The organism is Asaia sp. As-1742, assembly GCF_011753235.1.
GTDB classification, from domain to species: domain Bacteria; phylum Pseudomonadota; class Alphaproteobacteria; order Acetobacterales; family Acetobacteraceae; genus Asaia; species Asaia bogorensis_B.
Genome location: NZ_VWWA01000005.1, coordinates 192594 through 218669, shown reverse-complemented (window position 1 = coordinate 218669; position 26076 = coordinate 192594). Strand labels below are relative to the sequence as shown.

Genomic DNA, 26076 nt, shown 5'->3' with positions numbered 1-26076 from the left:
CCCTTAGCCTTCGATCACTTCGCCGGTCACCTTGGCGACACGGACCTTGCGTCCATCCTCAAGCTGACGGAAACCGACGCGGGTCGGCTTGCCGCTCTTCGGATCGACGAGCTTCAGGTTGGACAGATGAACCGGCATTTCCTTGGCGATGATACCGCCTTCCTGGTTCATGCGGGTCGGCTTCTGGTGACGCTTAGCCACGGCAACGCCACGAACGATGGCCTTTTCGACCTTCGGCAGGACGGCCAGGACTTCGCCACGCGTGCCGCGCGATGAGCCGGAGAGGACCAGAACCTGGTCACCCTTCTTGATACGAGCAGCCATTATAGCACCTCCGGAGCCAGGGAGATGATCTTCATGAACTTGCGCGCACGCAGCTCACGAACCACCGGGCCAAAGATACGCGTGCCGATCGGTTCCATCGACTTGTTGATCAACACAGCCGCATTCTTGTCGAAGCGGATGGCGCTGCCGTCAGCACGACGAACGGGGTAGGACGTGCGAACGATGACGGCCTGATGCACGTCACCCTTCTTCACCTTGCCGCGGGGAATCGCTTCCTTGACGGACACGACGATCACGTCGCCGACCGAGGCGGTTTTCCGCTTGGAGCCGCCCAGCACCTTGATGCACTGCACCTGACGTGCGCCGGAATTATCGGCGACGTCCAGATTGGTCTCGGGATGGATCATTTCTCAGTCCCCTTTTACGCTGACGCCTGAGCCGGTGCCGCAGCTGCTGCCTCAAGGGCCGCACCGTTGCGGGTAATCACCGTCCAGGTCTTGCGCTTGGAAATCGGAGCGCATTCTTCGATGCGCACCGTGTCTCCGATCTTGCACTCGTTCAGCTCGTCATGCGCCGCGTACTTCTTGGAACGACGAATGAACTTCTTATAGAGCGGGTGCATGATACGACGATCAACAAGAACGGTAACCGTCTTGTCCATCTTGTCGCTCGTCACTCGCCCTGTCAGGACGCGCCTTGGCATCGTCCGTCTCCTCTCAGGACTCTGCGGCGGACGTTTTTGCGCCCGCCTTGTTCTTCGATTGATGCGCCACCGTCTTGATGCGAGCAATCGCACGACGGAGAACGCGAACGCGTCCGACTCCCTCTGACTGGCCCGTGGCAGCCTGGAACCGGAGGTTCAGCTGCTCACGCTTCAGGTCCAGAAGAAGGGCCTGCAGTTCATCAGGGGACTTGGCGCGAAGATCGGCTACCTTGTAAGCGTCAGCCATTCTTATGCCTCCCCGATACGGGTGATGAACTTGGTCTTGATCGGCAGCTTCGCTGCGCCAAGAGCCAGGGCCTCACGTGCCACTTCAGGCGGCACGCCTTCGATTTCAAACAGCACGCGGCCGGGCTTCACGCGGGCCACCCAGAACTCGGGCGAGCCCTTGCCGGAGCCCATGCGGACTTCGGCAGGCTTCGTGGAAACCGGCAGATCCGGGAAAATCCGGATCCACACGCGACCGGCACGCTTCATCGCACGAGTGATCGCACGACGCGACGCCTCGATCTGGCGTGCGGTGATACGTTCGGGTTCAAGAGCCTTAAGGCCGAACGCGCCGAAATTCAACGTCGTTCCGCCCTTGGCCAACCCATGAATGCGGCCCTTGTGGGCCTTGCGAAACTTAGTCCGCTTCGGGGAAAGCATGGTGTCGTATCCTCATGCGCCTCGCGGCGCTTGTCATAATCTACTGCTCAGCGCTGCGGCGCTTGTTCCGCTGCACGACGGTCCTGAGCCATCGGATCATGGGCAAGGATTTCACCCTTGAAGATCCAGACTTTCACACCGCACGTACCATAGGTCGTCTTGGCAGTGGCGATACCGTAATCGATGTCGGCGCGCAACGTGTGAAGTGGCACGCGACCTTCGCGATACCACTCGATACGAGCGATTTCCGCACCACCGAGACGGCCGGAGCAGTTGATTCGGATACCCTGCGCGCCAAGACGCATGGCAGACTGAACCGCACGCTTCATTGCACGACGGAAGGCCACGCGGCGCTCCAGCTGCTGTGCAATGTTCTCGGCAACCAGGGTTGCGTCGATTTCGGGCTTGCGGATCTCGACGATGTTCAGCGCAACGTCAGTCTTTGCCAGGCGGCTCAGATCCTTGCGCAGAGCGTCGATGTCCTGACCCTTCTTGCCGATGACGACGCCCGGACGCGCTGCATAGATCGTGACGCGCGGCTTCTTGGCCGGGCGCTCGATCACAACGCGGGAAACGCCTGCACCCGAGAGCTTGCGACGCAGGTAAGCGCGCAGCATCAGGTCTTCATGCAGCAGACGGGAATAGTCGTTGCCAGCGTACCAGCGGCTATCCCAGGTGCGGTTTACGCCGAGCCGGAGCCCGATCGGATTGACTTTGTGTCCCATATCAGGCTGCCTTCTGCTCTGCTGCGTCCTTGCCCTTGCCCTTCGGCGCAGGCGCTTCGTCTGCAGCGCGCTCGGCAACGACGATCTTCAGGTGGCTGAAGAACTTCTCGATGCGCGAGGAACGACCACGGCCACGAGCGTGGAAACGCTTCATGACGATCGACTTGCCAACTTCTGCGGTCTTGACCACGAGCTGATCGACATCGAGCTGATGATTGTTCTCTGCATTGGCCACGGCGCTCTCGAGGGTCTTGCGAACCTGCTGAGCGATACGGCGACGCGAGAACGTCAGCGCTGCGATTGCCTTGTCTGCTGGCTGGTTGCGGATCATCGCCGCAACCAGGTTCAGCTTGCGCGGGCTGACGCGGATGTTGCGGGCAACAGCCTGCGCTTCCGTATCAGCGAGTGTGCGAATGTGCTTCGGCTTGCTCATGATCAGCCCCGCTTCGACTTCTTGTCGGAAGCATGACCGGGGAACGTGCGTGTCGGCGAGAACTCACCGAACTTGTGCCCGACCATGTTTTCCGTCACCTGCACCGGCAGGAACTTGTGGCCATTATAAACGCCGAACGTGAGTCCGACGAACTGCGGCAGGATGGTGGAACGACGCGACCAAATCTTGATCACCTCATTACGACCCGAAGCGCGCGACGCTTCAGCCTTGCCGAACAAGTACCCGTCAACGAACGGGCCCTTCCAGACGGAACGTGCCATCTCTGTTTGCCCCCTTCTTACTTGCCGGTCTTGCGGCGACGGATGATCAGGCTGTCCGTCTTCTTGTTAACACGAGTCTTGTAGCCCTTGGTCGGCTTGCCCCACGGCGTAACCGGATGACGGCCACCAGAGGTACGACCTTCACCACCACCATGCGGATGGTCGACCGGGTTCATGACGACGCCGCGGTTATGCGGACGACGGCCGAGCCAACGGTTACGACCGGCCTTGCCGAGATGCTGGTTCATGTTGTCGGGGTTCGACACCGCGCCAACAGTGGCCATGCATTCGCCACGGACGAGACGGAGCTCACCGGACTGCAGCTTGATCTGGGCGTAGCCGGCATCCTTGCCGACCAGCTGGCAATACGTGCCAGCCGAACGGGCGATCTTGCCGCCAGCACCGGGCTTCAGCTCGATGTTGTGCACGATCGTACCGACAGGCATCGAACCCAGCGGCATGGCATTACCCGGCTTCACGTCAGTGCGTTCGCCAGCGATAACCTGATCGCCAACCTTAACGCGCTGCGGTGCCAGGATGTATGCCAGCTCGCCGTCTTCGTACTTGATCAGCGCAATGAAGGCGGTGCGGTTCGGGTCATATTCCAGACGCTCGACCGTACCGGCAACATCAAACTTGCGACGCTTGAAGTCGACATAGCGGTAGGACTGCTTGTGCCCGCCGCCACGGAAACGCGACGTGGTACGGCCGTGGTTGTTACGGCCGCCCGTCTTGTTCTTGCCTTCGGTCAGCTGCTTGACCGGCTTGCCCTTGAAGAGCTCGCTGCGGTCGATCAGTACCGTGCCACGTGTGCTCGGCGTCGTGGGATTAAAGTGCTTGAGTGCCATGGTATCCTATCCCGCGTCAGCCCAGCTTCGCGGTGAGGTCAATGGACTGACCTTCCGCAAGCTGAACATACGCCTTCTTGATGTCCGAACGGCGACCAGGACGGCCCTTGACCATCTTGGTCTTGCCCTTCTGCACCAGCGTGTTCACGGAGACGACCTTGACGCCGAAAAGCGTCTCGACCGCAACCTTGATTTCCGGCTTCGCGGCGGTCATCGCCACGCGGAAAACAACCTGGTTACGCTCGGAGAGGGCCGTCGCCTTCTCGGTGATGAGCGGCGCGCGAACGATGTCAAACATCGCTTCACGCGTCATGCGCTGCGCCTTTGTGCGGCGCGCAAGAACGATGCCCGTGGTCATGCCAGGCGCTCCTTGAGACCCTCGAGCCCTGCGCGCGTCAGCACGAGAACATCGTGGTTCAGAATGTCATAGACGTTGGCGCCGATCGTGGGCAGCACGTCGATCTTGGGCAGGTTGCGCACAGCGCGACCGAAAGCCACATCAACGGCACCGTCGACGATCAGGGCGGAGGACCAGCCGAGAGCGGCCAGCTTTGCAGCGGCTTCACGGGTCTTGGTCACACCAGCAGCCTGGTCGATGACGATCAGCTTGCCAGCGGCAGCCTTCTGCGACAGCGCAGAGATCAGGCCGAGGCGACGCACCTTCTTGGGCAGGTCATAGCCGTGGTCGCGAACGACCGGACCATGAACGACGCCACCAGTGCGGAACTGCGGTGCGCGCAGCGAGCCCTGACGTGCCGAGCCTGTGCCCTTCTGGCGGTACGGCTTCTTGGTCGTGCCAGAAATCTCGCCCATGCCCTTGGTGCGGTGCGTACCGGCGCGGCGCTTGGCCAGCTGCCAGTGGACAACGCGTGCCATGATGTCCGTGCGCGGGGTGGCGCCGAACAGTTCCTCTGGCAGGGTCACCGTTCCGGCGCTGCCATTATCGAGGGTTTTGATATCGTATTCCATCGCCCTCAGTCCTTAACCGGCGGCCGCCGCAGTCGCTGCCGGGTACGGCGCATCTGCATGGCGGGCCTTCTTGATCGCATCGCGGATCATCACCAGGCCATTCTTGGCACCCGGAATCGAACCACGAACCATGATCAGGTTGCGTTCGGCGTCAACGGCTGCCACTTCGAGATTAAGCGTCGTGATGCGCTCGTCACCCATGTGACCGGCCATTTTCTTGCCCTTGAAGACCTTGCCCGGATCCTGGCGCTGACCCGTCGAACCATGCGAACGATGGCTGATGGACACGCCGTGGGAGGCTTCAAGACCAGCGAAGTTCCAGCGCTTCATGACGCCGGCGAAGCCTTTGCCCTTGCTGGTGCCGGTGACGTCGACCTTCTGGCCAACGACGAAATGGGCCGCAGAGAGCTTCGTGCCAGCCTCAAGCACGGCATCTTCTGCCACGCGAAACTCGACAAGAGTCTTCTTCGGCTCCACCTTGGTGCGAGCATAATGGCCACGCATCGGCTTGGTGACGTTCTTCACCTTTGCCTTGCTCATGCCGATCTGCACTGCCGTGTAGCCATCACGCTCCTGCGTGCGGGCGTCCACAACCTCGACCTCGTCGAGATGCAGCACTGTGACCGGCACATGTGTGCCATCTTCCTTGAATAGCCGGGTCATACCCAGCTTTTTTGCGATCAATCCGGTACGCATCGTCTGGACCTTAAAGTTTGATCTCGACATCAACGCCAGCGGCGAGGTCGAGCTTCATGAGGGCGTCCACGGTCTGCGGTGTCGGCTCAACAATGTCGAGCAGGCGGCGATGAGTCCGAATTTCGAACTGCTCGCGGCTTTTCTTGTCCACATGTGGGGAACGGTTCACGGTGAACCGCTCGATATGCGTCGGTAGCGGGATAGGACCCCGAACCCGCGCACCCGTACGCTTCGCCGTGTTTACGATTTCCTTCGTGCTGTTGTCGAGCACGCGGTGATCGTACGCCTTTAGGCGAATGCGGATGTTCTGGTTGTCCATCTTACCAATAATCCAACTCGTTGGGGTTCGGGTCTTACCCTGCTCCCTCCTGGTCCCTTCTAAAGCCGACCCCGGCCGGATTACTCCGACCGGGGCCAGCCAAATCAGGGCCCGTGCTTACAATCAGGCGCTGATCGAGGAGACCACGCCTGCACCGACGGTGCGGCCGCCTTCACGGATAGCGAAGCGGAGACCTTCGTCCATGGCGATCGGAGCAATCAGCTCGACGTCCATGGCAACGTTATCGCCCGGCATGACCATTTCCGTGCCTTCCGGCAGCTGAACGACGCCCGTGACGTCGGTCGTGCGGAAATAGAACTGCGGACGGTAGTTTGTAAAGAACGGAGTGTGACGTCCGCCTTCTTCCTTCGTGAGGATGTAAGCCTCAGCCTTGAACTTCTTGTGCGGGGTGATCGAACCCGGCTTTGCAAGAACCTGACCGCGCTCAACGTCTTCACGCTTCGTGCCACGAACCAGCGCACCGATGTTGTCACCGGCTTCACCGCGATCGAGCAGCTTGCGGAACATCTCGACGCCCGTAACGGTCGTCTTGACGGTGTCCTTGAGGCCGACGATTTCGACTTCGTCACCCACGTTCACAACGCCACGCTCAACGCGACCCGTGACAACCGTACCACGACCCGAGATCGAGAACACGTCTTCGATCGGCATCAGGAACGGACGGTCAACCGGACGCTCCGGCTGCGGGATGTAGGTGTCAACGGCTTCCATCAGCTCGAGCACGCGGTCTTCACCGATTGCTGCGTCGCCGTCTTCAAGCGTCACCAGAGCCGAACCCTTGACGATGGGAATATCGTCGCCGGGGAACTGGTAGGACGACAGAAGCTCACGGACTTCCATCTCGACGAGCTCGAGGAGCTCGGCGTCGTCAACCTGGTCAACCTTGTTCAGGAACACGACCAGCGCCGGAACGCCAACCTGGCGAGCGAGCAGGATGTGCTCACGCGTCTGGGGCATCGGGCCGTCAGCAGCGGACACAACCAGGATCGCGCCGTCCATCTGGGCGGCACCCGTGATCATGTTCTTGACGTAGTCAGCATGGCCCGGGCAGTCGACGTGGGCGTAGTGACGGTTCTTGGTCTCGTACTCAACGTGAGCGGTGGAGATCGTGATGCCGCGAGCGCGCTCTTCAGGAGCAGCGTCGATCTGGTCATACGCACGGAAGGTCGCGCCGCCGGACTTGGCGAGCGTCTTCGTGATTGCAGCCGTCAGTGAGGTCTTGCCATGGTCAACGTGACCGATGGTGCCGATGTTGCAGTGCGGCTTCGTCCGCTCAAATTTAGCCTTAGCCATCATTCTCTCCATAACCCACCGCCGAAGGTGCGGCGGGGAAGATTGCTAATTCGTACCAGGCACCCCCGAAGGAGGCACCCGGGAAAACCGGTTAGCCTTTTAAGCTTACCAACGATAGTGGCTGAATGCTTTATTTGCTTCAGCCATGCGATGCGTGTCTTCGCGCTTCTTGACGGCGGAGCCGCGATTGTTGATCGCGTCCATCAGCTCGTTGGAAAGGCGTTCCTGCATCGTGTTCTCACCGCGCTTGCGCGAGGCGTCGATCAGCCAGCGGATGGCGAGGGCCTGACGGCGCTCGGCACGGACTTCGACGGGGACCTGATAGGTCGCACCGCCGACGCGGCGGGAGCGAACCTCTACGGCCGGCTTCACGTTGTCCAGAGCCGCATGGAACATGGCGACCGGGTCGGCCGTGGCACCGCCACGACGACGCACGGACTCAAGCGCACCGTAAACGATACCCTCGGCTGTGGACTTCTTACCATCGTACATCAGGGCGTTCATAAAACGCGTGATGACGACATCTCCGAATTTCGGATCGGGAAGGATCTCACGCTTTACAGCGCGATGACGGCGACTCATGCCTGAATTTCCTCTTACTTCGGACGCTTCGCGCCATACAGCGAACGGCGCTGACGACGCTTGGCGATGCCCTGCGTGTCAAGCACGCCGCGCAGGATGTGATAACGCACACCCGGCAAATCTTTTACACGGCCGCCGCGGATCAGCACGACGCTGTGTTCCTGCAGGTTATGGCCTTCACCCGGAATGTAGCTAACGACCTCATACCCGTTGGTCAGGCGCACCTTTGCCACCTTACGCAGGGCCGAGTTCGGCTTTTTCGGGGTAACCGTATAGACGCGCGTGCAAACGCCGCGCTTCTGGGGGCAACCCTGGAGGGCCGGCACTTTATTCCGCTTGGCGGCAGGCTCACGGCCCTTGGCGATCAACTGGTTGATGGTCGGCATACGCCCTTCCCGATCCTTGCTCACTGCTAGACCGAGCGACGCCCGATCTGCTTGCTTCCAACAAAATTCAGCGCGCGGCAGAATGCCGCCCGCTTTTGACTCTTTCACTACCGGCCTGAGCCTCACCCAAAGGCGGCGGCACCGTTAGCGTTTGATGCTGTCTATCAACGGCTCAGACGCCTTAGGAGACGGGGGTAGCCGAGGGCGCGGACCCTATGACCGTTCTGAATGAAAGTCAAGCATACTCTAGCGTTCTGCCCGATTCTCGTTCGATTCCCGTCTCGAATCGCCGGATACGAAATCGGGCGGGTATTACCCCGCCCGATCTCAAACGTAAACTAGTTTTTCCAAGGCTGGAGCGGGGTCTTACTCCGCTGCGTCGTCCGTTACCTCGGGAGTTGCCCGGCTGACACGCTGACGATCCTGAGAGGCCGCCATGGCGCGCAGCTTGTTCATCACGCTGCCCGTACCTGCCGGGATCAAACGCCCGACAATCACGTTCTCCTTCAGGCCGTTCAGTGTGTCGACCTTGCCGGCTGTCGCCGCTTCGGTCAGCACACGTGTGGTCTCCTGGAAGGAAGCCGCAGAGATGAACGACTGCGTCTGCAACGAGGCCTTCGTGATGCCCTGCAGGATGGGCATGCCGCGCGCAGGCTCCTCACCCATCTTGACGCGCTTCTCGTTCTCGACCTCGAACTCGATGCGGTCCACGGTCTCGCCGATCAGATACGTCGTATCGCCCGGCTCGAGGATCTCCACCTTCTGCAGCATCTGACGAACAATGACTTCGATGTGCTTGTCATTGATCTTCACGCCCTGCAGTCGATAGACATCCTGGATTTCGTTGACGAGATAATCGGACAGCGCCTCGACACCCATGACCTTGAGAATGTCATGCGGCACGCGAGGACCGTCGACCAGCGGATCGCCCTTCTGCACGAAGTCGCCTTCCTGCACCGACACATGCTTGCCCTTGGGAATGAGGTAGTTGGTCTCTTCCCCGGTCTCGTCGTTCTTCACGATGATGCAGCGCTTGGACTTGTAGTCCTTGCCGATCTCGATCCGGCCTTCGGTTTCCGCAATGATCGCGTGATCCTTCGGACGACGGGCTTCGAACAGTTCGGCCACGCGCGGCAGACCACCCGTAATGTCACGGGTCTTCGAACCTTCACGCGGGATACGGGCCAGCACGTCACCGGCATGGACCGTAGCGCCATTCTCGATCGACAGCAGCGAGTCGGGCGACAGGAAGTAGCGCGCCTCGTTACCGTTCGCGAGTCGGACCACATTGCCCGCCGCATCCTTGAGCTGCAGGCGCGGACGCAGGTCCACACCCTTGCTGCCCTGCTTGTAGTCGACGACCACCTTGGAGGTCAGGCCCGTCACTTCGTCCATACGCTCGACGAGCGTGATGGAGTCGATGAGGTCGAGATACTCGACTGTACCGGCCTGCTCGGTGATGATCGGCAGGGTGTAGGGGTCCCACTCGGCCATTTTCAGACCGCGCGTAACTTCCTGGCCCTCATTGACCATCAGGCGGGCACCGTAAGGCACGCGGTAACGTGCGCGCTCGACACCCTTCTCGTCCGTTAGCAGGATTTCGCAGTTACGCGACATCACGATGGTGACGTTTTGGCTGTTCTGGACCACGTTGCGGTTGCGGATGGTCACCTTGCCGTCACGCGACGCCTCGACCATTGACTGCTCTGCACCACGCGTAGCCGCACCACCGATATGGAAGGTACGCATGGTCAACTGCGTGCCGGGCTCACCGATGGACTGTGCAGCGATAACGCCCACGGCCTCACCGATATTGACCGGCGTACCGCGTGCAAGGTCACGGCCATAGCAGTGACCACACACACCAACGCGACTGTCACAGGTCAGCACCGAGCGGATCAGGACGCTTTCAACGCCTGCCTTCTCGATGATCTCCGCCTCGGCTTCCTCGATCAGCGTGTTGCGCGGGAAGAGAACCGCACCGCTCACCGGATCGGTGACGTCAGCCGTCAGGGTACGACCCAGGATACGCTCGGAAAGCGAGGAGATCACCTCACCGCTATCCATGACCGCACGGATCGTCAGACCACGCTCGGTGCCGCAATCGTTCTCGACGATAATGCAGTCCTGCGCCACGTCGACGAGACGACGCGTGAGGTAACCGGAGTTCGCCGTCTTCAGAGCCGTATCCGCGAGACCCTTACGGGCACCGTGGGTGGAGGTGAAGTAATCGAGAACCGAGAGGCCTTCCTTGAAGTTCGCGATGATCGGCTGCTCGATGATCTCGCCCGAAGGCTTGGCCATCAGACCACGCATACCGGCAAGCTGCTTCATCTGGGCTGGCGACCCACGAGCACCGGAGTGGCTCATCATCCACACCGAGTTCGTCGGCTTGCCGATAACCTGGCGGGAAATTTCCTTCATCATCGCGGCCTGGACTTCGTCCGTGCAACGCGACCAGGCATCAACCACCTTGTTATAGCGCTCGCCAGCCGTGATCAGACCGTCCTGATACTGCTGCTCGAATTCCTTGATCTCGGCCTGTGTGCGCTCGACCAGCTCCTGCTTCTCGACCGGGATGATCATGTCATCCTTGCCGAAGGAGATACCGGCGCGCGCGGCGTGGCGGAAACCGAGGCCCATGAGACGGTCACAGAAAATGACCGCTTCCTTCTGGCCGCAGTGACGGTACACAGCGTCAATCACATCCGACACGTTCTTCTTGGTCAGCTGCTTGTTAACCAGCGAGAACGGGATAGCTGCATTGCGCGGCAGGATCTGCGCGATCAGCGCACGGCCCGGCGTGGTCAGCATGGTCTGACGAACGGGCTTGCCGTCGGCATCCAGCGTATCCATGCGCAGACGGATCTTGTCGTGCAGCTTGAGCGTGCCCTCGTTCATGGCGAGCTCGATCTCGGCCACCGATGCATAGGCAGACGGACCAGCCTTAACGAGACGCCCTTGTGCATCATACTCGGCCTGATCCGGCGTCGTGTGATACTCGGGAACCTCGAGGCTCAGATAGTACAGGCCAAGCACGATGTCCTGCGACGGCACGATGATCGGCTTGCCGTTCGCGGGGCTGAGGATGTTGTTGGTCGACATCATCAGCACGCGGGCTTCAAGCTGGGCTTCGAGCGACAGCGGCACGTGAACAGCCATCTGGTCGCCGTCAAAGTCGGCGTTGAACGCAGTACAGACCAGCGGGTGCAGCTGGATCGCCTTGCCTTCAATCAGCACGGGCTCGAAGGCCTGGATGCCAAGACGGTGAAGGGTCGGGGCGCGGTTCAGCATCACGGGATGCTCGCGGATGACCTCTTCAAGGATGTCCCAGACTTCCGGACGCTCCTTCTCCACCATGCGCTTTGCAGCCTTGATGGTGGTGGCGTGACCGTATTTTTCGAGCTTGCTGTAGATGAAGGGCTTGAACAGCTCGAGCGCCATCTTCTTCGGCAGGCCGCACTGGTGCAGCTTCAGCTCGGGTCCGACCACGATGACCGAACGGCCCGAATAGTCGACGCGCTTGCCGAGAAGGTTCTGACGGAAGCGGCCCTGCTTGCCTTTCAGCATGTCGGAAAGCGACTTCAGCGGGCGCTTGTTGGCACCCGTGATGGCGCGACCACGACGGCCGTTGTCGAACAGCGCGTCAACGGCTTCCTGAAGCATGCGCTTTTCGTTGCGGACGATGATGTCCGGCGCACGCAGCTCGATCAGGCGCTTCAGTCGGTTGTTACGGTTGATCACGCGGCGATAGAGATCGTTCAGATCGGACGTCGCGAAACGACCGCCGTCCAGCGGCACGAGCGGGCGCAGCTCGGGCGGAATGACCGGGACGAGGTCGAGGATCATCCATTCCGGGCGCGAACCACTCTCAGCAAAGGCTTCGAACAGCTTCAGGCGCTTGACGAGCTTCTTGCGCTTGGCTTCCGACGTGGCTTCACGCAGGTCTTCACGCAGCAGATCACCGTCAGACTTGTCCTGATCACGACCGTCACGGTCGATCAGGCCCGGGCGATCGGTTTCAGTGGAAAGCAGACGCGCCTTCCACAGGATCTTCTTGACCGCTTCAGCGCCGATACCGACTTCCAGGCCTTCATCGGCATAGTCGTCCATGGCGTCGAAATACTGGTCTTCCGACAGCAGCGAATAGCGCTTGAACGGGCTCGTGCCGGACTCGAGAACGATGTAGCTCTCGAAATACAGAACCTTCTCGAGGTCCTTCAGCGTGATATCGATCATCGTCGCGATGCGGCTCGGCAGCGACTTCAGGAACCAGATATGCGCAACCGGCGATGCCAGTTCGATATGGCCCATGCGCTCGCGGCGAACCTTGGCGAGCGTGACTTCCACGCCGCACTTTTCGCACACGATGCCGCGGAACTTCATGCGCTTGTACTTGCCGCACAGGCACTCATAGTCCTTGATCGGGCCAAAGATACGCGCGCAGAACAGACCGTCGCGCTCAGGCTTGAACGTACGGTAGTTGATGGTCTCCGGCTTCTTGATCTCGCCGTAAGACCAGGAGCGGATCTGCTCGGATGAAGCGAGCTGGATTTTGATCTGGTCGAAAGACTGGGTCTGGCCCGTCTGACCAAGGATCTTCATGAGTTCGTTCATGCGCCGAAATCCCATTTCACGGAGCGGGCCGGAAGACCGGTCGCGCCCGCGTTAGCAACAAACACAGAGGAGGCAGAGACAAAGCGCATCAGATTGCGCTCTGCTCCAGATCGACATTCAGGCCGAGCGACTTCAGTTCCTTGATCAGAACGTTGAAGCTCTCGGGGATACCGGCTTCGAAATCGTCCTGCTCACGCACAATGGCCTCATAGACCTTCGTACGGCCGGAAACGTCATCGGACTTGACCGTGAGCATTTCCTGCAGGGTGTAGGCGGCACCGTAAGCTTCAAGAGCCCAGACTTCCATCTCACCGAAGCGCTGGCCACCGAACTGCGCCTTACCACCCAGCGGCTGCTGCGTGACGAGCGAGTACGGACCGATCGAGCGGGCATGGATCTTGTCGTCAACAAGGTGATGCAGTTTCAGCATGTAGATGTAGCCGACCGTGGTGCGACGCTCGAAAGCCTCACCCGTACGGCCGTCGATCAGCTGCGACTGGCCCGACTTGTCCACACCGGCCTTCACCAGCATGTCCTCGATATCCGGGATCGACGCACCGTCGAACACCGGCGTTGCGATCGGCACGCCCTTGCGGAGGTTACCGGTCAGCTCGAGAAGCTGCTCGTTCGGCAGGGTCGCGATATCGCTTTCGAACACAGCATCGCCATAGACGTCGCGCAGGCTCTCGAGCAGTTCGAGCTTGCGCTCACCCGTGCGCTGGTAATCATCGGCAATCTTGCCGATGTTCTGGCCAATATTGGCGCAGGCCCAGCCCAGATGGGTCTCGAGAATCTGACCGACATTCATGCGCGACGGCACGCCCAGCGGGTTCAGAACGAGATCGACCGGCGTACCATCTTCAAGGAACGGCATGTCCTCAACCGGCACGACGCGCGAGACGACACCCTTGTTACCGTGACGACCGGCCATCTTGTCACCCGGCTGAAGCTTGCGCTTCACAGCCACGAAGACCTTGACCATCTTCATCACGCCCGGCGGCAGCTCGTCACCGCGCTGCAGCTTTTCGACCTTGCTGTCGAAACGGGCCTGAATCTTGCTAACGGCAGCGTCGTATTCGCGGCGCAGCGTTTCCAGCTCGGACATCACGCTGTCATCGCTGACCGTGATGTTACGCCATGCGCCACGCGGATGCTCGTCCAGAACCTCGTCGGTGATGACGGTGCCTGCACGGATACCCTTGAAGCCGGCAGCCGCTGTCTGGTTGAGCAGACGCTCACGCAGACGGGCTACGAAGCTGCGCTCCTGAATGGCGCGCTCGTCGTCACGATCCTTGGTCAGACGTTCGATCTCGGCGCGTTCGATCGCCATGGCGCGCTCGTCCTTGTCCACGCCACGGCGTGAGAAGACGCGCACGTCAACGATCGTGCCGCTCGTGCCCGGGGGCAGCTTGAGCGAGGTGTCGCGAACGTCGGAAGCCTTTTCACCGAAGATGGCGCGCAGAAGCTTCTCTTCCGGCGTCATCGGGCTCTCGCCCTTCGGTGTGACCTTGCCGATCAGGATGTCGCCAGGGTTCACCTCGGCGCCGACATAGACGATACCGGCTTCGTCGAGGTTGCGCAGTGCTTCCTCACCGACATTCGGAATGTCGCGGGTGATTTCTTCCTGACCCAGCTTGGTATCGCGGGCCATGACTTCGAATTCCTCGATATGGATCGAGGTGAACACGTCATCACGAGCGATACGCTCGGAGATGAGGATCGAGTCTTCGAAGTTGTAGCCATTCCAGGGCATGAACGCGACGAGCACGTTGCGGCCCAGAGCCAGTTCACCCAGCTCGGTGGACGGACCGTCAGCAATGATGTCACCGGCATGAACCGTGTCACCCACGCGCACCAGCGGACGCTGGTTGATGCAGGTGGACTGGTTCGAACGCATGTACTTGCGCAGACGATAGATATCGACGCCCTGGGTCGACCCTGCTTCGTCGGTAGCCCGCACAACGATACGAGCACCGTCGATCTGGTCGATCACACCATTACGCTTGGCAACAATGGTCGCACCCGAGTCATGGGCCACAGCGGCTTCCATGCCCGTACCGACCAGCGGCGCATCGGCGCGCACCAGCGGCACGGCCTGACGCTGCATGTTCGAGCCCATCAGCGCGCGGTTGGCGTCATCGTTCTCAAGGAACGGAATGAGCGCGGCGGCGACCGAAACAAGCTGCTTGGGCGACACGTCGCAGGCCGTGACCTGCTCGGGCGGCACAAGGCGGAAGTCACCCGAACGACGGACAGAAACGAGTTCGTCGGTGAGACGGCCCGTGCTCTTGTCCTGAGCCGCGTCGGCCTGGGCGACGATCAGCTTGTCCTCTTCCATGGCGGAGAGGTACTTCCAGCCAGCCTGCAGCACACCGTCCTGAACGAGGCGGTAAGGCGTCTCGATGAAGCCGTACTTGTTCACCTTCGCATAGGTCGAGAGCGAGTTGATCAGACCGATATTCGGCCCTTCAGGCGTCTCAATCGGGCAGATACGGCCGTAATGCGTCGGATGAACGTCACGGACTTCGAAGCCAGCGCGCTCACGGGTCAGACCGCCCGGGCCAAGCGCCGAGAGACGGCGCTTATGCGTCACTTCGGAGAGCGGGTTGGTCTGGTCCATGAACTGGCTGAGCTGCGACGAGCCAAAGAACTCACGCACGGCAGCAGCAGCAGGCTTGGCGTTGATCAGGTCATGCGGCATGACCGTATCGACATCGACCGAACCCATACGCTCGCGAATGGCGCGCTCCATGCGGAGCAGACCGACGCGGTACTGGTTTTCCATCAGCTCGCCAACGGAGCGGACACGACGGTTACCGAGATTGTCGATATCGTCGATCTGGCCGCGGCCATCCTTGAGCTCGCACATGATCTTGACGGTGCGCAGGATGTCTTCCTTGCGCAGGACACGCATGGTGTCCGGTGCATCGACTTCAAGACGCATGTTCATCTTGACGCGACCCACGGCCGAGAGGTCGTAGCGATCGGCATCGAAGAACAGGCCCTGGAACATGGCTTCTGCCGTTTCCGGGGTTGGCGGCTCACCGGGGCGCATGATGCGATAGATATCGATCAGCGCTTCATCGCGGCGGTTGTTCTTGTCCACGGCCAGCGTGTTGCGAATCCAGGGGCCATGCGAGGAGTCGACGGCAAGCATCGGCAGCTCGGTAACGCCCGATTCCTCGAGCGCTTCGAGGCGTGCTTCGGTCAGCTCTTCGCCGGCCTCGGCATAGATCTCGCCGGTGTTCTCATTAACGAGATCCTGCGCGATGAAGCGGCCCAGCAGATCGGCGCGACCAACGAGCACGTCCTTGGTCGTTTCCGCGATCTTGCGGCACATGCGCGCGGTCAGCTTGGCGTCAGCCTCGGCCACCACTTCACCGGTATCGGCGTCGTACAGCGGCTCAAGCAGCTTCATGCCACGGAAGGCTTCGGGGTCGAACGGACGGGCCCAGCCCTTCGGCATGCGCGTGAACGGCACGGTGCCGTAGAAATAGGCCAGGATTTCGTCCTGATCCATGCCACGGATGCCAAGCGCCTCGACATCACCACCTTCGGCAGCCTTGGCAGCGCGGGCAGCGATGGAGTGCACGCCCTCAAGGGCATAGAGCAGGGTCGTGACCGGCAGCTTGCGCTTGCGGTCGATACGCACATAGATCAGATCCTTGGCGTCGAATTCGAAATCGAGCCACGAACCACGGTACGGAATGACGCGGGCAGCGAAGAGATACTTGCCGGAAGAATGTGTCTTGCCCTTGTCGTGATCGAAGAACACGCCGGGGCTGCGATGCATCTGGCTGACAATGACGCGCTCGGTGCCATTGATGATGAACGTGCCGTTATCGGTCATGAGCGGCATGTCGCCCATGTAAACCGGCTGCTCCTTGATGTCGCGGATCGAGCGTGAGCCCGTATCCTCATCCACATCCCAGACGATCAGACGCAGAATGACCTTCAGCGGCGCGGCAAAGGTCAGCCCGCGCTGGATGCATTCCTCGACATCATATTTCGGCTCTTCGAGTTCATAGGAAACGAACTCGAGACGGCCACGTCCCGCAAAATCGTTGATCGGGAAAACCGACCGGAACACTTCCTGAAGACCCGTCTGCTGACGGCTGTCAGGCGCCACGTTCATCTGAAGGAACGTCTCATAGCTTGCGCGCTGCACGTCAATCAGGTTGGGCATCGGCGCCACTTCGGGGATCCGCCCGAAGCTCTTGCGAATCCGCTTGCGTCCTGTGAACGATTTGGTGATTGCGTTCATCTATCCCTGCCCTCTCGCACCAGACCTTCGGGTCGTCCACATGGCAGGAAGCCTGTCATGGCGGGCGACCGGAACGACCGGTACCGTGAATTCAAATTGTTGTTGCGTGACAACCGGCCCTTATACAGGGTTTGTCCGCAACGGCAAATCGGGCGGAAACCCGAAAGGATTTCCGCCCTGACCTGTCTCAATCCACAACCGGCCCCGCCCAAAAGCGAAGCGCGGTTCGTGGGCTTGATTACTTGACTTCGACCTTGGCGCCGTTGTCTTCGAGCAGCTTCTTGATCTTGGCTGCTTCGTCCTTGGAAACGCCTTCCTTGACGGTCTTCGGAGCGCCTTCGACCAGGTCCTTGGCTTCCTTCAGACCCAGGCCCGTGATGCCACGGATTTCCTTGATCACGTTGATCTTCTTGTCGCCGGCTTCGGCGAGGATCACGGTGAACTCGGTCTGCTCTTCAGCAGGAGCAGCGGCAGCAGCCGGGCCAGCAGCAGCAACGGCAACCGGAGCAGCAGCGGAAACGCCCCACTTCTCTTCGAGCAGCTTCGAGAGTTCAGCAGCTTCGAGAACGGTCAGAGCGGACAGTTCGTCAACGATTTTGTTCAGATCGGCCATGATGATGGTCCTATATGGTAACTGGTTTTCGATTCACAACCCGCGCTCCTGAAGAGGAGCGGTGCTGCGTAAGACAATTCAGGCGGCTTCGCCGGTCTTGGCATAGGCGCCGAAAACGCGAGCAAGCTGGCCGGCCGGAGCCTGGACAACGCCTGCGATACGCGTAGCGGGGGTAGAAATCATACCCACCAGCTGCGCACGCAGTTCGTCCAGCGACGGCAGTGCGGCAAGAGCCTTGACACCATTCGCATCAAGCGTCTGGCTACCAAGGGCGCCACCGAGCACCACAAGCTTCTCATTCGTCTTGGCGAACTCGACGATCGCCTTCGCGACTGCAACCGGATCCTCAGACCACGCAAGCGCGGTCGGGCCCTTCAGCAGCGGAAGAATCCCGTCGAATTGGGTCCCATGCAGAGCGAGGCTGGCCAGCCGGTTTTTCGCAACCTTGTACGTCGCACCCGCCGCACGAACGCGTCGACGCAGCTCCGTCACATCAGCTACCGTGAGACCTTTGTTTTCGGTCACGACAACCATGGACGTGCTGTTGAACACGTTGGCGAGGAATTCGACGAAGGCCCGTTTTTCCTGACGGTCCAAATCCATTCTCCTCGTCAGTCCGGAAACCTTGGCTTCCAGACCGGGTTACCCATGGCACTTCCCCGCAATCGGAAAAGTACCGCTCGCCTGTCCATTCAATCGGAACCCAGCATTCCGGCAGGTTGCCCCACCCTTGTCTGCTGGCGCCCCGTCTCCCGCTCGCGGATCTCTCTCAAGATCCCTTAGACTGCCCCTTGGAACAGTACGCCCGGTCTCGGACAGGTTCGGAAGCAGGGGAATTTCCCCCGCCCCTGCGCCACCGCACGGCCAGGCCGCACGGTGTCATCTCTCAAATCAGGCCGTGAACGACGTCACGTCGACGCGCACGCCCGGACCCATCGTGGAAGACAGGGCTGCCTTCTTAAGATAGGTGCCCTTGGCGCCAGTCGGACGAGCCTTCTGGACGGCATCGACCAGAGCCTTGATGTTCTCGACCAGCTTGTCTTCACCGAAGGAAGCCTTGCCGATACCGGCATGGATGATACCGGCCTTCTCGGCGCGGTACTCGACCTGGCCGGACTTGGCTGCCTGAACGGCACCCTTCACGTCCATGGTCACCGTGCCCAGACGGGGGTTCGGCATCAGGCCACGCGGGCCGAGGATCTTACCCAGACGACCGACCAGCGCCATCATGTCCGGGGTCGCAATGCAGCGATCGAACTCGATTTCACCGTTCTGGATCTTCTCGGCCAGATCTTCTGCGCCGACGACTTCCGCACCGGCTGCCGTGGCTTCTTCAGCCTTCGGGCCGCGGGCGAACACGCCAACGCGCAGGGTCTTGCCCGTGCCGTTCGGCAGCGAGATCAGACCACGAACCATCTGGTCAGCGTGGCGAGGATCGATGCCGAGGTTCAGCGAGATTTCGATGGTCTCGTCGAACTTGGCCTTGGCGTTACCCTTGACCAGGGCAACAGCTGCGGACAGGTCGTACTGCTTGTCGGTGTCAACCGTCGCGCGGGCGGCGTTCAGCCTCTTGTTCTTGGCCATAGGATCAGCCCTCCACCACGTTCAGACCCATCGACTTGGCCGAACCGGCCAGCATGCGCACAGCGCCGTCGATGTCATTCGCGTTCATGTCCTTGAACTTCTCTGCAGCGATCTCGCGCAGCTGCGCGGTCGTGACAGAACCAACAGCGGCAGCCTTGCCGACTGTCTGGCTGCCCTTGGAGACCTTGGCGGCCTTGAGCAGGAAGTAGGTGTTCGGCGGGGTCTTGGTGACGAAGCTGAACGTACGATCCGCATAGGCCGTGATAACGACCGGGATCGGCATGCCAGGCTCGAGGGTCTGCGTCTTGGCGTTGAACTCCTTGCAGAATTGCATGATGTTCAGGCCGCGCTGACCCAGGGCCGGACCGACTGGCGGCGACGGATTCGCCTTGCCTGCCGGGATCTGCAACTTGATGTAGCCAACGACTTTTTTGGCCATATCCGGGACTCCTTGATGGTTTGCCCGAACCGCGGTTCCAGTGAGGCGTTTGCGATCTTGCGATCGCTCATGCCTCTCCCGCGTTCCGAATGGGAGCGGCCCCTTAACGCCCCGCGGTCGGGGCTGTCAAGTCTTTCGTCATCGCGTAGTGCTCGTTGCCGACAGGGGAGTCACCGCCGGCACGGCAGGTGTCGCACCGGTCAGGTTCACATCGCTGGCGCTGTTGCGTGTGTCCACATCGCCTGCGGGCCGCGGGTGATGCAGCCCGTCATATTGCAGCACACCGAACGGGTCGATGGACTTGACCGAAGGCAGGGCCGAACGATCCCAACCACCGCCAAGCGCCTTGATAAGGCGGACACTGGCCTGAAGCTGGATGGTCTGGGCCTGAACCGCATCAATACGCGCTACAAGGGCCGCCTGCTGCGCCACAACCACGTCGAGGTAATTGGTCAGCCCACCCGTGTAGAGCGCCATCGTCATGCGCTGCGTTCGCAACGCGGCGTCCACCGCCGCATATTGCTGCTTCTGCTGGTCAGCAAAGGCACTTGTCTGTGAGAGGCCGTCCTCCACATCCTGGAAAGCGGACAGAACGGTAGAGCGATAATGATCGGCACTTTCGCGATACTGGGCCCAGGCACGCTGCAAGGCCGCACGACGCAAGCCCCCGGTAAACAACGGCTCCACGGCCTGCACGCCGTAACTCCACATCGAGTTACCAAGGCTTGCGAGGTCGAAACCGTTATTCATGAAGCCACCATTCAGGCTGAAGGTGACATCCGGGTAGAACGCGGCCCGCGCGACGCCAATGGCGCGGCTATTCGCCGCCAGATTACGCTCGGCGGAGGCAATGTCGGGGCGTCGCTCCAGAAGCTGGGAGGGCAGACCGCTCGGAATACGCAGGATGGAATAAGGCAGGACCTGCGTCGTGGAGGGGGCGATATGGAAGCTGCCGGGCACGGTGTTCACCATCACCGCTATGGCGTGTTCCAGCACCTGACGCTGGGCGCGGACATTGCTCTGAGAGGCCATCGTGGCGAAGAGCTGGTTTTCGGCTCGTGAAACGTCGAGCCCCGCCGCAATCGCTCCTGCCTGACGAAGCTGGGTGATCTTCACGGCGGTCTGATAATAGCGAATCGAGTCGGCATACACGGCATACTGGGCATCCAGCCCGCGCAACCCGAGATAGTTCGATGCCAGCTCCGCCTCGAGCATCAGGCGCAGATTGGCGTAGTCGGCCGCACTGGCCTGCGCCATGTTCTTTTGCATACGTGTGGAATTACGGATGCGGCTGAAGAAATCAGGCTCCCATGTCGCGGCACCACTGTAGAACACGCTCGACTCGGTTGTCGGCGAATTGGCATTGGCCCCGCGCCACAGACGGGTGAGCGACGTCTTGTTGTTCGACATCCCCGCTGAGCCATTGAGCTGTGGCGCCAGTTGCGCCTCTGTCTCACGTGCGATGTCGCGTGACTGGGTGAACACCTCCGCCTGAGCCTGCAGGTCGGGATTGGAGGCCAGCATCTTCTCCTCAAGAGCGTTCAGCTGGGCGTCATGAAAGACCTCCCACCATTTACCCTTGGGCACATCGTCGGCCGGCTTGGCATCCACCAGAACGCCCTTCCCTTTCCACCCATCGGGATAGATGAATTTCGGGGCCTGATAATGCGGCGCGAGATCGCAGCCCGAAAGCAGGGCAAGGCAGAATACGGCCCCTGCGATACTGCCGCGCAGGGCGCGGCGTCTGGCGCTCGCGCTCATCGGCGCGCTCCATTCTCGTTGCCACCATCATCGTCTTCAGGTGCAGGCTGATGCGGTGCCGGCGCCACGTTCTTGCGTGGGGCAGCAGTCGCATCATTATAGCCGCGGGTTGCAGGCACCACCTTGACCTCATCGCCTTCAAGCATATCCGCCGTGGGGTTGGCTACGATCTGGTCCTTGTCCGAAATTCCACCAAGGATCTGGATCGTCATGCCATAGTTGATGCCGGTCTTTACATCGATCAGGTGGATACGGTTATCGACCACCGTGGCAAGCTGCGTACCCTGGGCCCGGAAGATCAATGCGTTGACCGGCACGATCAGCACACCGGGCTCGCCCGGAGCGGTGAAATGAGCAGTGGCATAGGAATCCGGCCAGAGCGACCCGTCCTTGTTGTCCAGTTCCAGCTCGGTGGTGACCGTTCGCGTCGCGGCGTTGAAAGCCTGCGCTGTCGCCAGAAAGCTCGCATTGTAAACGCGCCCGGGGAATTGCGGCAGGGTAAGCTTGGCCGCGAGCTTGTCCGAAATCACAGCTGCATAATCCTGCGGCACCGAGACGAACACACGCATGCGATGCGTGTCAGCCACGGTGAAGAGCTCTGACGCACTGCCACGGGAGTTCAGATCACCCCCGCCTGCATTCACATAGTCGCCCACGTTCACCAGACGCGAGGTCACGATACCGTCGAACGGTGCCACGATGCGCTTGAAGTTCTCCAGGGCTTCGAAGCGTTCGACCTCATGCTGTGCCTGGTCAACCTGTGCTTTCTGTGCCGCAGCGTTGGCAGCCTGCACGTCGACTTCCTGACGAGACACAGCCTGCGTGTCACGCAGATCAGCCCAGCGCTTGGCGGTGATCACGGCCAGCTTGTAGCGTGCCAGAACCACATTGTAGTTGGCCTTGGCGGCCTCGTACTGGGCGTCAAGGCTTGGCGTACTGATTTCGGCCAGCAGATCGCCCGATTTCACGTGCGCTCCGTAGTCCTTGTACCACATCTTCACGTAGCCAGAGACCTGCGCATAAATCGGCGCCTGATACCATGCGGCCAGATTGGCGGGCAGATCGAGATGACGCTCGGCAGGGCTGGGCTGCGGATTGATCAGGCTCACCCGGGCACGCGCATTGTCATCGGCCTCTTCACGCAGGGCACTGTAATGCATCGAGCGTTCAACGATGCCCCAGACCGCCAGAAGAACGGCAACACCCAGCACGATAAGAATGATAAGGCGGCCCCGCTTGCGGTTCGGCTCGGCACCTTGTTTTGGGTGCTGGGTCATGCGTGGGCTCCCTCATCTCCGCGTTCACGCGGCTTTCTGTAATGGACAATGGCAAAAACACAGGGGACGAACAGGAGTGTCGCCGCCGTCGCCACCAGCAGGCCACCGATCACGGCCTTGCCGATCGGGGCATTGTCGGAATTGCTTATGGACATCGGCACCATGCCGATGATCATGGCCAGTGCTGTCATCAGCACGGGGCGGATACGCTCATAACCCGCTTCGAGCGCCGCCTTGAGCGCATCGCCGTGCACCTCCATACGCTCACGCGCAAAGGAGATGACCAGAATGGCGTTGGCCGTGGCTGTACCCATGCACATGATGGCTCCCGTCAAGGCGGGCACCGACAGCGATGTATGGGTCAGGAACAGGCTCCAGGCGATGCCGCCCAGTGCGCCTGGCAATGCCGTGATGATCACGAACGGATCCAGCCAGGACTGGAAGTTCACGACAATGATCAGATAGACAAGCGTGATCGACATCGCGAGACCGATAATCAGCTGCGAATAGGCATCTGTCATCGTCACAGCCTGACCACGCACCACCAGATGCGAGCCGCGCGGCAATTCGGACCTCATGGAATCTGCGACGCGCTGCACCGACTTTGCGACTGTGCCCAGATCGATATCCTCATTCGATGCATAGATATCGAACACCGGCATGATGTTGTAATGCGCAACCTCCGCCGGGGTCCCCGTCTGCTCGATTTCGGACAGGGCGCCCAGAAGCTGGGGCTGGGCATTGGTCGGGTTGCCGTCACCGCGGTCAATCGGCACGGTCTTGAGATCATTGAGCGTCTGCAGATAATTCGCAGGCGTCTGCACGTCGATCAGCTGGGCGACGCCTGAACTGTTCAGGAAGTACACCTGCCCGACCTGCGCCGAGCCCGAGAGCACGACGAGCGCGTTCTGGGCGATATCCTGCTCGGTAATACCGGTGCCCAGAGCAAAGCTCCGCTTCGCGTTGATGCTGAGCGTAGGCTGCGTCATAGGCTGCTGGATCGAGACATCGGTGATGCCCGGGATCGTGGCCAGCTTGCGGCGGAGCTTTTTGGCAAAGGCGAAATTGCCGTAAAGGTCGCGGCCCACAACCTGCACGTCCAGCGGCGCAGGCAGCCCGAAATTCAGGATCTTGGCCGTGAGGTCGGCAGGCTGGAATGTGATCTGTGTGCCGGGAAAGGCCTCGATCAGACCGGCGCGTATCTTGCGACGGTACTCGGCGGTCGGGCTCTCATCATTCTTGAGCGAGACGGTGATATCACAGTCCTCGGTCCCCACGGTGGGGGTCGGGATGAAGGCCTGGTTCAACTGAGAGAACGGCAAGCCGCAATTGTTCAGTACGGCGTCGATCTGCCCGGGCAGGATCTCGTGCATCTTCTTCTCGATCAGCACGGAAATCTTGCCGGATTCCTCCAGACGCGTCCCAATGGGGGCACGCATATGGAGCTGCAGCGTGCCGGACTTGATTTCAGGGAAGAAATCCTCACCCACGAAGTAGTAGAGCCCCGTGGACAGGATCGATAGTCCCATGAAGAACGGGACGAACTTCACGCGCTCCTCGATCAGGGCAGCAAGCACGATCTTGTAACGCTCGCGAAAGCGAAAGAACCGGCTCTCAAAGCCGCGCTGGAAGCGGCCGAAAAATCCCGGCTCCTTGCCGTCATCACCATGCTCATGCGCGGCGACCTGCGCTGCCAGCATCCAGTTGGCCATGGTCGGCACCAGCGTTCGCGACAGGATGAACGAGGCGATCATGGCGAAGATAATGGCCTCGGCCATCGGCATGAACAGCCACCCTGCCACGCCCGTCAGCTCGAAAAGCGGTAGCCAGACGATACAGATACAGGTTGTCGAGACGAAGGTCGGCACCACGATCTGGTTGGCCGCATCGATGATGGCCATTTCCAGATCCTTGCCCATTTCCAGATGGGCGTCGATATTCTCGATCATGACGGTCGCATCATCAACGAGAATACCGACCGCCAAGGCCAGACCGCCAAGCGTCATCACATTGATCGACTGACCGGCCAGACCCAGTCCGATCACGGAGCACAGAATGGCGAGCGGAATAGAGGTCGCCACGATGAGGGTAGACCGCCACGATCCCAGGAAGAGCAGCACAGCGAGGGACGTCAGCAGCGCGGCGATGATCATCTCGCGCACCACGTCCTCAACCGAATCCTTAACGAAGCCCGAGGCATCGGTCAGGATCTTGATGCTTGTCCCCTTGGGCAGGGTCTCGATCACCTGAGGCAAAAGCTTCTTGACGCCAGCCACCACATCAAGTGTCGAGGCATCGCCGCTTTTCATGATGACCATCATCACGGCCTGGCGGCCTTTCACCAGCACCATATTGGCCTGTGGTGGACCCCCGCGATGCACATAAGCCACATCACGCAGATAGACGACAGAATTGCCAACCTGCTTGAGCGGCAGGTTGTTGAAGGTCTCCACCTCGCGCGGCTGGGCGTTGGTACGCACCATGTAGTCAAACGGACCAATGCGCTGATCGCCCGCAGGCAACACGATATTCTGTTTGTTGAGCGCTGTGCTGACATCAACGGCAGAAAGATTATGGGCCATCAGCTTGGATGGATCGATATCCACCGTAATGTAAGGCGCAAGACCGCCATACGGGTTCGGTATCGAGACACCTGCCACAGAGACAAGCTGCGGTCTGATCAGATTGGACGCCATGTTATACAATTCGGAGCCGTTCAGCTTGTCCGAATTGATCTGGAGCGTGAGCACCGGCACCGATGAGGCATTGTAGGCCAGGATCAGCGGAGGCGTCGCTCCGGTGGGCAACTGCTTGATGACCGTCTGCGATACCGAGGTGATCTGGGTTTGTGCAACCGAGGTATCCGTGCCGGGCTGGAAATACACCTTGACGATACCACGACCATAATAGGAGCCACTTTCGATGTGCTCGATATTATTGACCGTCGTGGTCAGGGTTCGTTCGTAGTAATAGACGACGCGCCCCGACATATCCTCAGGCATCAGGCCCAGATAGGACCAGACGATCGCTACGACAGGGATGTTGATGTTCGGGAAAACGTCTGTCGGCGTCTTGAGGACCGAACGGACACCGAAAATAACGATGAAGATGGACAGGACAACGAAGGTATAGGGTCGCTTGAGCGCGGTGATGACAACCTGATTCATGCAACCGACCCGCAACGCAACATGGAAACTGCCCTTCGCCTGTGCTGATCACTCGGCATGAGGAGCCCCCATCCGTTTCCCGATATCATCAAGGAGATTCCTTTTCCTGTTACAGCCAGAAATACAACTACGCCGGACGCCGACAAG

General features: G+C 60.4%; 25 protein-coding genes. All 25 read right to left on the bottom strand.

Features of this window, described 5'->3' with window-relative positions:
- Window positions 1-3: 3 nt before the first annotated feature.
- The 25 genes from rplX to F3J08_RS10215 all read right to left on the bottom strand — a co-directional run bounded on the left by rplX (window position 4) and on the right by F3J08_RS10215 (window position 25929).
- Window positions 4-324, bottom strand: coding sequence for a 50S ribosomal protein L24 (rplX, locus tag F3J08_RS10335; RefSeq protein ID WP_025840917.1), 321 nt, complete (start codon window positions 322-324; stop codon window positions 4-6).
- The gene (rplN, locus tag F3J08_RS10330) at window positions 324-692 is read right to left on the bottom strand and encodes a 50S ribosomal protein L14 (protein ID WP_023978994.1); all 369 of its coding nucleotides are present in this window, start codon (window positions 690-692) and stop codon (window positions 324-326) included. Before rplN ends, rplX begins: the two co-directional genes overlap by 1 nt.
- Before the next feature lie 14 nt (window positions 693-706).
- Window positions 707-988 carry a 30S ribosomal protein S17 gene (gene rpsQ / locus F3J08_RS10325; RefSeq protein ID WP_023978995.1) on the bottom strand — a complete coding sequence of 94 codons (282 nt, stop codon included), beginning with the start codon at window positions 986-988 and terminating at the stop codon, window positions 707-709.
- Between the two features lie 13 nt (window positions 989-1001).
- Window positions 1002-1235: a 50S ribosomal protein L29 gene (gene rpmC / locus F3J08_RS10320; protein ID WP_023978996.1), complete on the bottom strand. Its 234-nt coding sequence runs from the start codon at window positions 1233-1235 to the stop codon at window positions 1002-1004.
- 2 nt (window positions 1236-1237) lie between these two features.
- Entirely contained in the window at window positions 1238-1654 is a 417-nt protein-coding gene (gene rplP, locus F3J08_RS10315) for a 50S ribosomal protein L16 (RefSeq protein WP_023978997.1), read from the bottom strand.
- Window positions 1655-1701: 47 nt separating this feature from the next.
- On the bottom strand, window positions 1702-2379 hold the full coding sequence (gene rpsC, locus F3J08_RS10310) for a 30S ribosomal protein S3 (RefSeq protein ID WP_023978998.1): 678 nt from the start codon (window positions 2377-2379) through the stop codon (window positions 1702-1704).
- 1 nt (window position 2380) lies between these two features.
- Window positions 2381-2812, bottom strand: a complete 432-nt coding sequence (rplV, locus tag F3J08_RS10305; protein ID WP_023978999.1) for a 50S ribosomal protein L22 — start codon at window positions 2810-2812, stop codon at window positions 2381-2383.
- 2 nt (window positions 2813-2814) lie between these two features.
- A complete protein-coding gene (gene rpsS, locus F3J08_RS10300) occupies window positions 2815-3093 on the bottom strand; it encodes a 30S ribosomal protein S19 (RefSeq protein WP_023979000.1) in 279 nt (92 codons plus the stop codon).
- A gap of 17 nt (window positions 3094-3110) precedes the next feature.
- Complete coding sequence (gene rplB, locus F3J08_RS10295) at window positions 3111-3941, bottom strand: 50S ribosomal protein L2 (RefSeq protein ID WP_023979001.1); 831 nt, start codon at window positions 3939-3941, stop codon at window positions 3111-3113.
- A 16-nt stretch (window positions 3942-3957) separates the two neighbouring features.
- Window positions 3958-4254 carry a 50S ribosomal protein L23 gene (locus F3J08_RS10290; protein ID WP_171840724.1) on the bottom strand — a complete coding sequence of 99 codons (297 nt, stop codon included), beginning with the start codon at window positions 4252-4254 and terminating at the stop codon, window positions 3958-3960.
- Window positions 4255-4295: 41 nt separating this feature from the next.
- Window positions 4296-4910 (bottom strand): 50S ribosomal protein L4, encoded by a 615-nt coding sequence (gene rplD, locus F3J08_RS10285; protein WP_127100452.1) that lies wholly within the window; start codon window positions 4908-4910, stop codon window positions 4296-4298.
- 12 nt (window positions 4911-4922) lie between these two features.
- Window positions 4923-5606 (bottom strand): 50S ribosomal protein L3, encoded by a 684-nt coding sequence (gene rplC, locus F3J08_RS10280; protein WP_023979004.1) that lies wholly within the window; start codon window positions 5604-5606, stop codon window positions 4923-4925.
- Between the two features lie 10 nt (window positions 5607-5616).
- The gene (gene rpsJ / locus F3J08_RS10275) at window positions 5617-5925 is read right to left on the bottom strand and encodes a 30S ribosomal protein S10 (RefSeq protein ID WP_007282720.1); all 309 of its coding nucleotides are present in this window, start codon (window positions 5923-5925) and stop codon (window positions 5617-5619) included.
- 123 nt (window positions 5926-6048) lie between these two features.
- Window positions 6049-7239 carry an elongation factor Tu gene (gene tuf / locus F3J08_RS10270; RefSeq protein ID WP_023979005.1) on the bottom strand — a complete coding sequence of 397 codons (1191 nt, stop codon included), beginning with the start codon at window positions 7237-7239 and terminating at the stop codon, window positions 6049-6051.
- A gap of 105 nt (window positions 7240-7344) precedes the next feature.
- Window positions 7345-7821: a 30S ribosomal protein S7 gene (rpsG, locus tag F3J08_RS10265; RefSeq protein WP_023979006.1), complete on the bottom strand. Its 477-nt coding sequence runs from the start codon at window positions 7819-7821 to the stop codon at window positions 7345-7347.
- A 14-nt stretch (window positions 7822-7835) separates the two neighbouring features.
- Window positions 7836-8207: a 30S ribosomal protein S12 gene (gene rpsL / locus F3J08_RS10260; protein ID WP_023979007.1), complete on the bottom strand. Its 372-nt coding sequence runs from the start codon at window positions 8205-8207 to the stop codon at window positions 7836-7838.
- A gap of 366 nt (window positions 8208-8573) precedes the next feature.
- Window positions 8574-12824 carry a DNA-directed RNA polymerase subunit beta' gene (gene rpoC, locus F3J08_RS10255; protein WP_023979008.1) on the bottom strand — a complete coding sequence of 1417 codons (4251 nt, stop codon included), beginning with the start codon at window positions 12822-12824 and terminating at the stop codon, window positions 8574-8576.
- Between the two features lie 88 nt (window positions 12825-12912).
- Window positions 12913-17088, bottom strand: a complete 4176-nt coding sequence (gene rpoB / locus F3J08_RS10250; protein WP_166929740.1) for a DNA-directed RNA polymerase subunit beta — start codon at window positions 17086-17088, stop codon at window positions 12913-12915.
- Between the two features lie 238 nt (window positions 17089-17326).
- Entirely contained in the window at window positions 17327-17701 is a 375-nt protein-coding gene (rplL, locus tag F3J08_RS10245) for a 50S ribosomal protein L7/L12 (protein ID WP_023979011.1), read from the bottom strand.
- Window positions 17702-17779: 78 nt separating this feature from the next.
- Window positions 17780-18298 carry a 50S ribosomal protein L10 gene (rplJ, locus tag F3J08_RS10240; protein WP_062165691.1) on the bottom strand — a complete coding sequence of 173 codons (519 nt, stop codon included), beginning with the start codon at window positions 18296-18298 and terminating at the stop codon, window positions 17780-17782.
- Window positions 18299-18592: 294 nt separating this feature from the next.
- A complete protein-coding gene (gene rplA / locus F3J08_RS10235; protein ID WP_166929738.1) occupies window positions 18593-19285 on the bottom strand; it encodes a 50S ribosomal protein L1 in 693 nt (230 codons plus the stop codon).
- A gap of 4 nt (window positions 19286-19289) precedes the next feature.
- Window positions 19290-19724, bottom strand: a complete 435-nt coding sequence (gene rplK / locus F3J08_RS10230) for a 50S ribosomal protein L11 (RefSeq protein ID WP_023979014.1) — start codon at window positions 19722-19724, stop codon at window positions 19290-19292.
- 138 nt (window positions 19725-19862) lie between these two features.
- Entirely contained in the window at window positions 19863-21485 is a 1623-nt protein-coding gene (locus F3J08_RS10225) for an efflux transporter outer membrane subunit (RefSeq protein WP_166929736.1), read from the bottom strand.
- Window positions 21482-22762 (bottom strand): efflux RND transporter periplasmic adaptor subunit, encoded by a 1281-nt coding sequence (locus F3J08_RS10220; RefSeq protein WP_122038855.1) that lies wholly within the window; start codon window positions 22760-22762, stop codon window positions 21482-21484. The genes F3J08_RS10225 and F3J08_RS10220 overlap by 4 nt, the downstream gene beginning before the upstream one ends.
- Window positions 22759-25929, bottom strand: a complete 3171-nt coding sequence (locus F3J08_RS10215) for an efflux RND transporter permease subunit (protein WP_166929734.1) — start codon at window positions 25927-25929, stop codon at window positions 22759-22761. Before F3J08_RS10215 ends, F3J08_RS10220 begins: the two co-directional genes overlap by 4 nt.
- Window positions 25930-26076: the final 147 nt, after the last annotated feature.

Coding starts and splice junctions, on each gene's coding strand:
- F3J08_RS10225 (WP_166929736.1), bottom strand. CDS start 21,485: ATGAGCGCGAGCGCCAGACGCCGCGCCCTGCGCGGCAGTATCGCAGGG.
- rplV (WP_023978999.1), bottom strand. CDS start 2,812: ATGAGCAAGCCGAAGCACATTCGCACACTCGCTGATACGGAAGCGCAG.
- F3J08_RS10290 (WP_171840724.1), bottom strand. CDS start 4,254: ATGACGCGTGAAGCGATGTTTGACATCGTTCGCGCGCCGCTCATCACC.
- tuf (WP_023979005.1), bottom strand. CDS start 7,239: ATGGCTAAGGCTAAATTTGAGCGGACGAAGCCGCACTGCAACATCGGC.
- rplL (WP_023979011.1), bottom strand. CDS start 17,701: ATGGCCGATCTGAACAAAATCGTTGACGAACTGTCCGCTCTGACCGTT.
- rpsJ (WP_007282720.1), bottom strand. CDS start 5,925: ATGGACAACCAGAACATCCGCATTCGCCTAAAGGCGTACGATCACCGC.
- rpoB (WP_166929740.1), bottom strand. CDS start 17,088: ATGAACGCAATCACCAAATCGTTCACAGGACGCAAGCGGATTCGCAAG.
- rplC (WP_023979004.1), bottom strand. CDS start 5,606: ATGCGTACCGGATTGATCGCAAAAAAGCTGGGTATGACCCGGCTATTC.
- rplK (WP_023979014.1), bottom strand. CDS start 19,724: ATGGCCAAAAAAGTCGTTGGCTACATCAAGTTGCAGATCCCGGCAGGC.
- rpsQ (WP_023978995.1), bottom strand. CDS start 988: ATGCCAAGGCGCGTCCTGACAGGGCGAGTGACGAGCGACAAGATGGAC.
- rpmC (WP_023978996.1), bottom strand. CDS start 1,235: ATGGCTGACGCTTACAAGGTAGCCGATCTTCGCGCCAAGTCCCCTGAT.
- F3J08_RS10215 (WP_166929734.1), bottom strand. CDS start 25,929: ATGAATCAGGTTGTCATCACCGCGCTCAAGCGACCCTATACCTTCGTT.
- rpoC (WP_023979008.1), bottom strand. CDS start 12,824: ATGAACGAACTCATGAAGATCCTTGGTCAGACGGGCCAGACCCAGTCT.
- rpsC (WP_023978998.1), bottom strand. CDS start 2,379: ATGGGACACAAAGTCAATCCGATCGGGCTCCGGCTCGGCGTAAACCGC.
- rplA (WP_166929738.1), bottom strand. CDS start 19,285: ATGGCCAAGAACAAGAGGCTGAACGCCGCCCGCGCGACGGTTGACACC.
- rplB (WP_023979001.1), bottom strand. CDS start 3,941: ATGGCACTCAAGCACTTTAATCCCACGACGCCGAGCACACGTGGCACG.
- rplN (WP_023978994.1), bottom strand. CDS start 692: ATGATCCATCCCGAGACCAATCTGGACGTCGCCGATAATTCCGGCGCA.
- F3J08_RS10220 (WP_122038855.1), bottom strand. CDS start 22,762: ATGACCCAGCACCCAAAACAAGGTGCCGAGCCGAACCGCAAGCGGGGC.
- rpsL (WP_023979007.1), bottom strand. CDS start 8,207: ATGCCGACCATCAACCAGTTGATCGCCAAGGGCCGTGAGCCTGCCGCC.
- rplP (WP_023978997.1), bottom strand. CDS start 1,654: ATGCTTTCCCCGAAGCGGACTAAGTTTCGCAAGGCCCACAAGGGCCGC.
- rplX (WP_025840917.1), bottom strand. CDS start 324: ATGGCTGCTCGTATCAAGAAGGGTGACCAGGTTCTGGTCCTCTCCGGC.
- rpsS (WP_023979000.1), bottom strand. CDS start 3,093: ATGGCACGTTCCGTCTGGAAGGGCCCGTTCGTTGACGGGTACTTGTTC.
- rpsG (WP_023979006.1), bottom strand. CDS start 7,821: ATGAGTCGCCGTCATCGCGCTGTAAAGCGTGAGATCCTTCCCGATCCG.
- rplD (WP_127100452.1), bottom strand. CDS start 4,910: ATGGAATACGATATCAAAACCCTCGATAATGGCAGCGCCGGAACGGTG.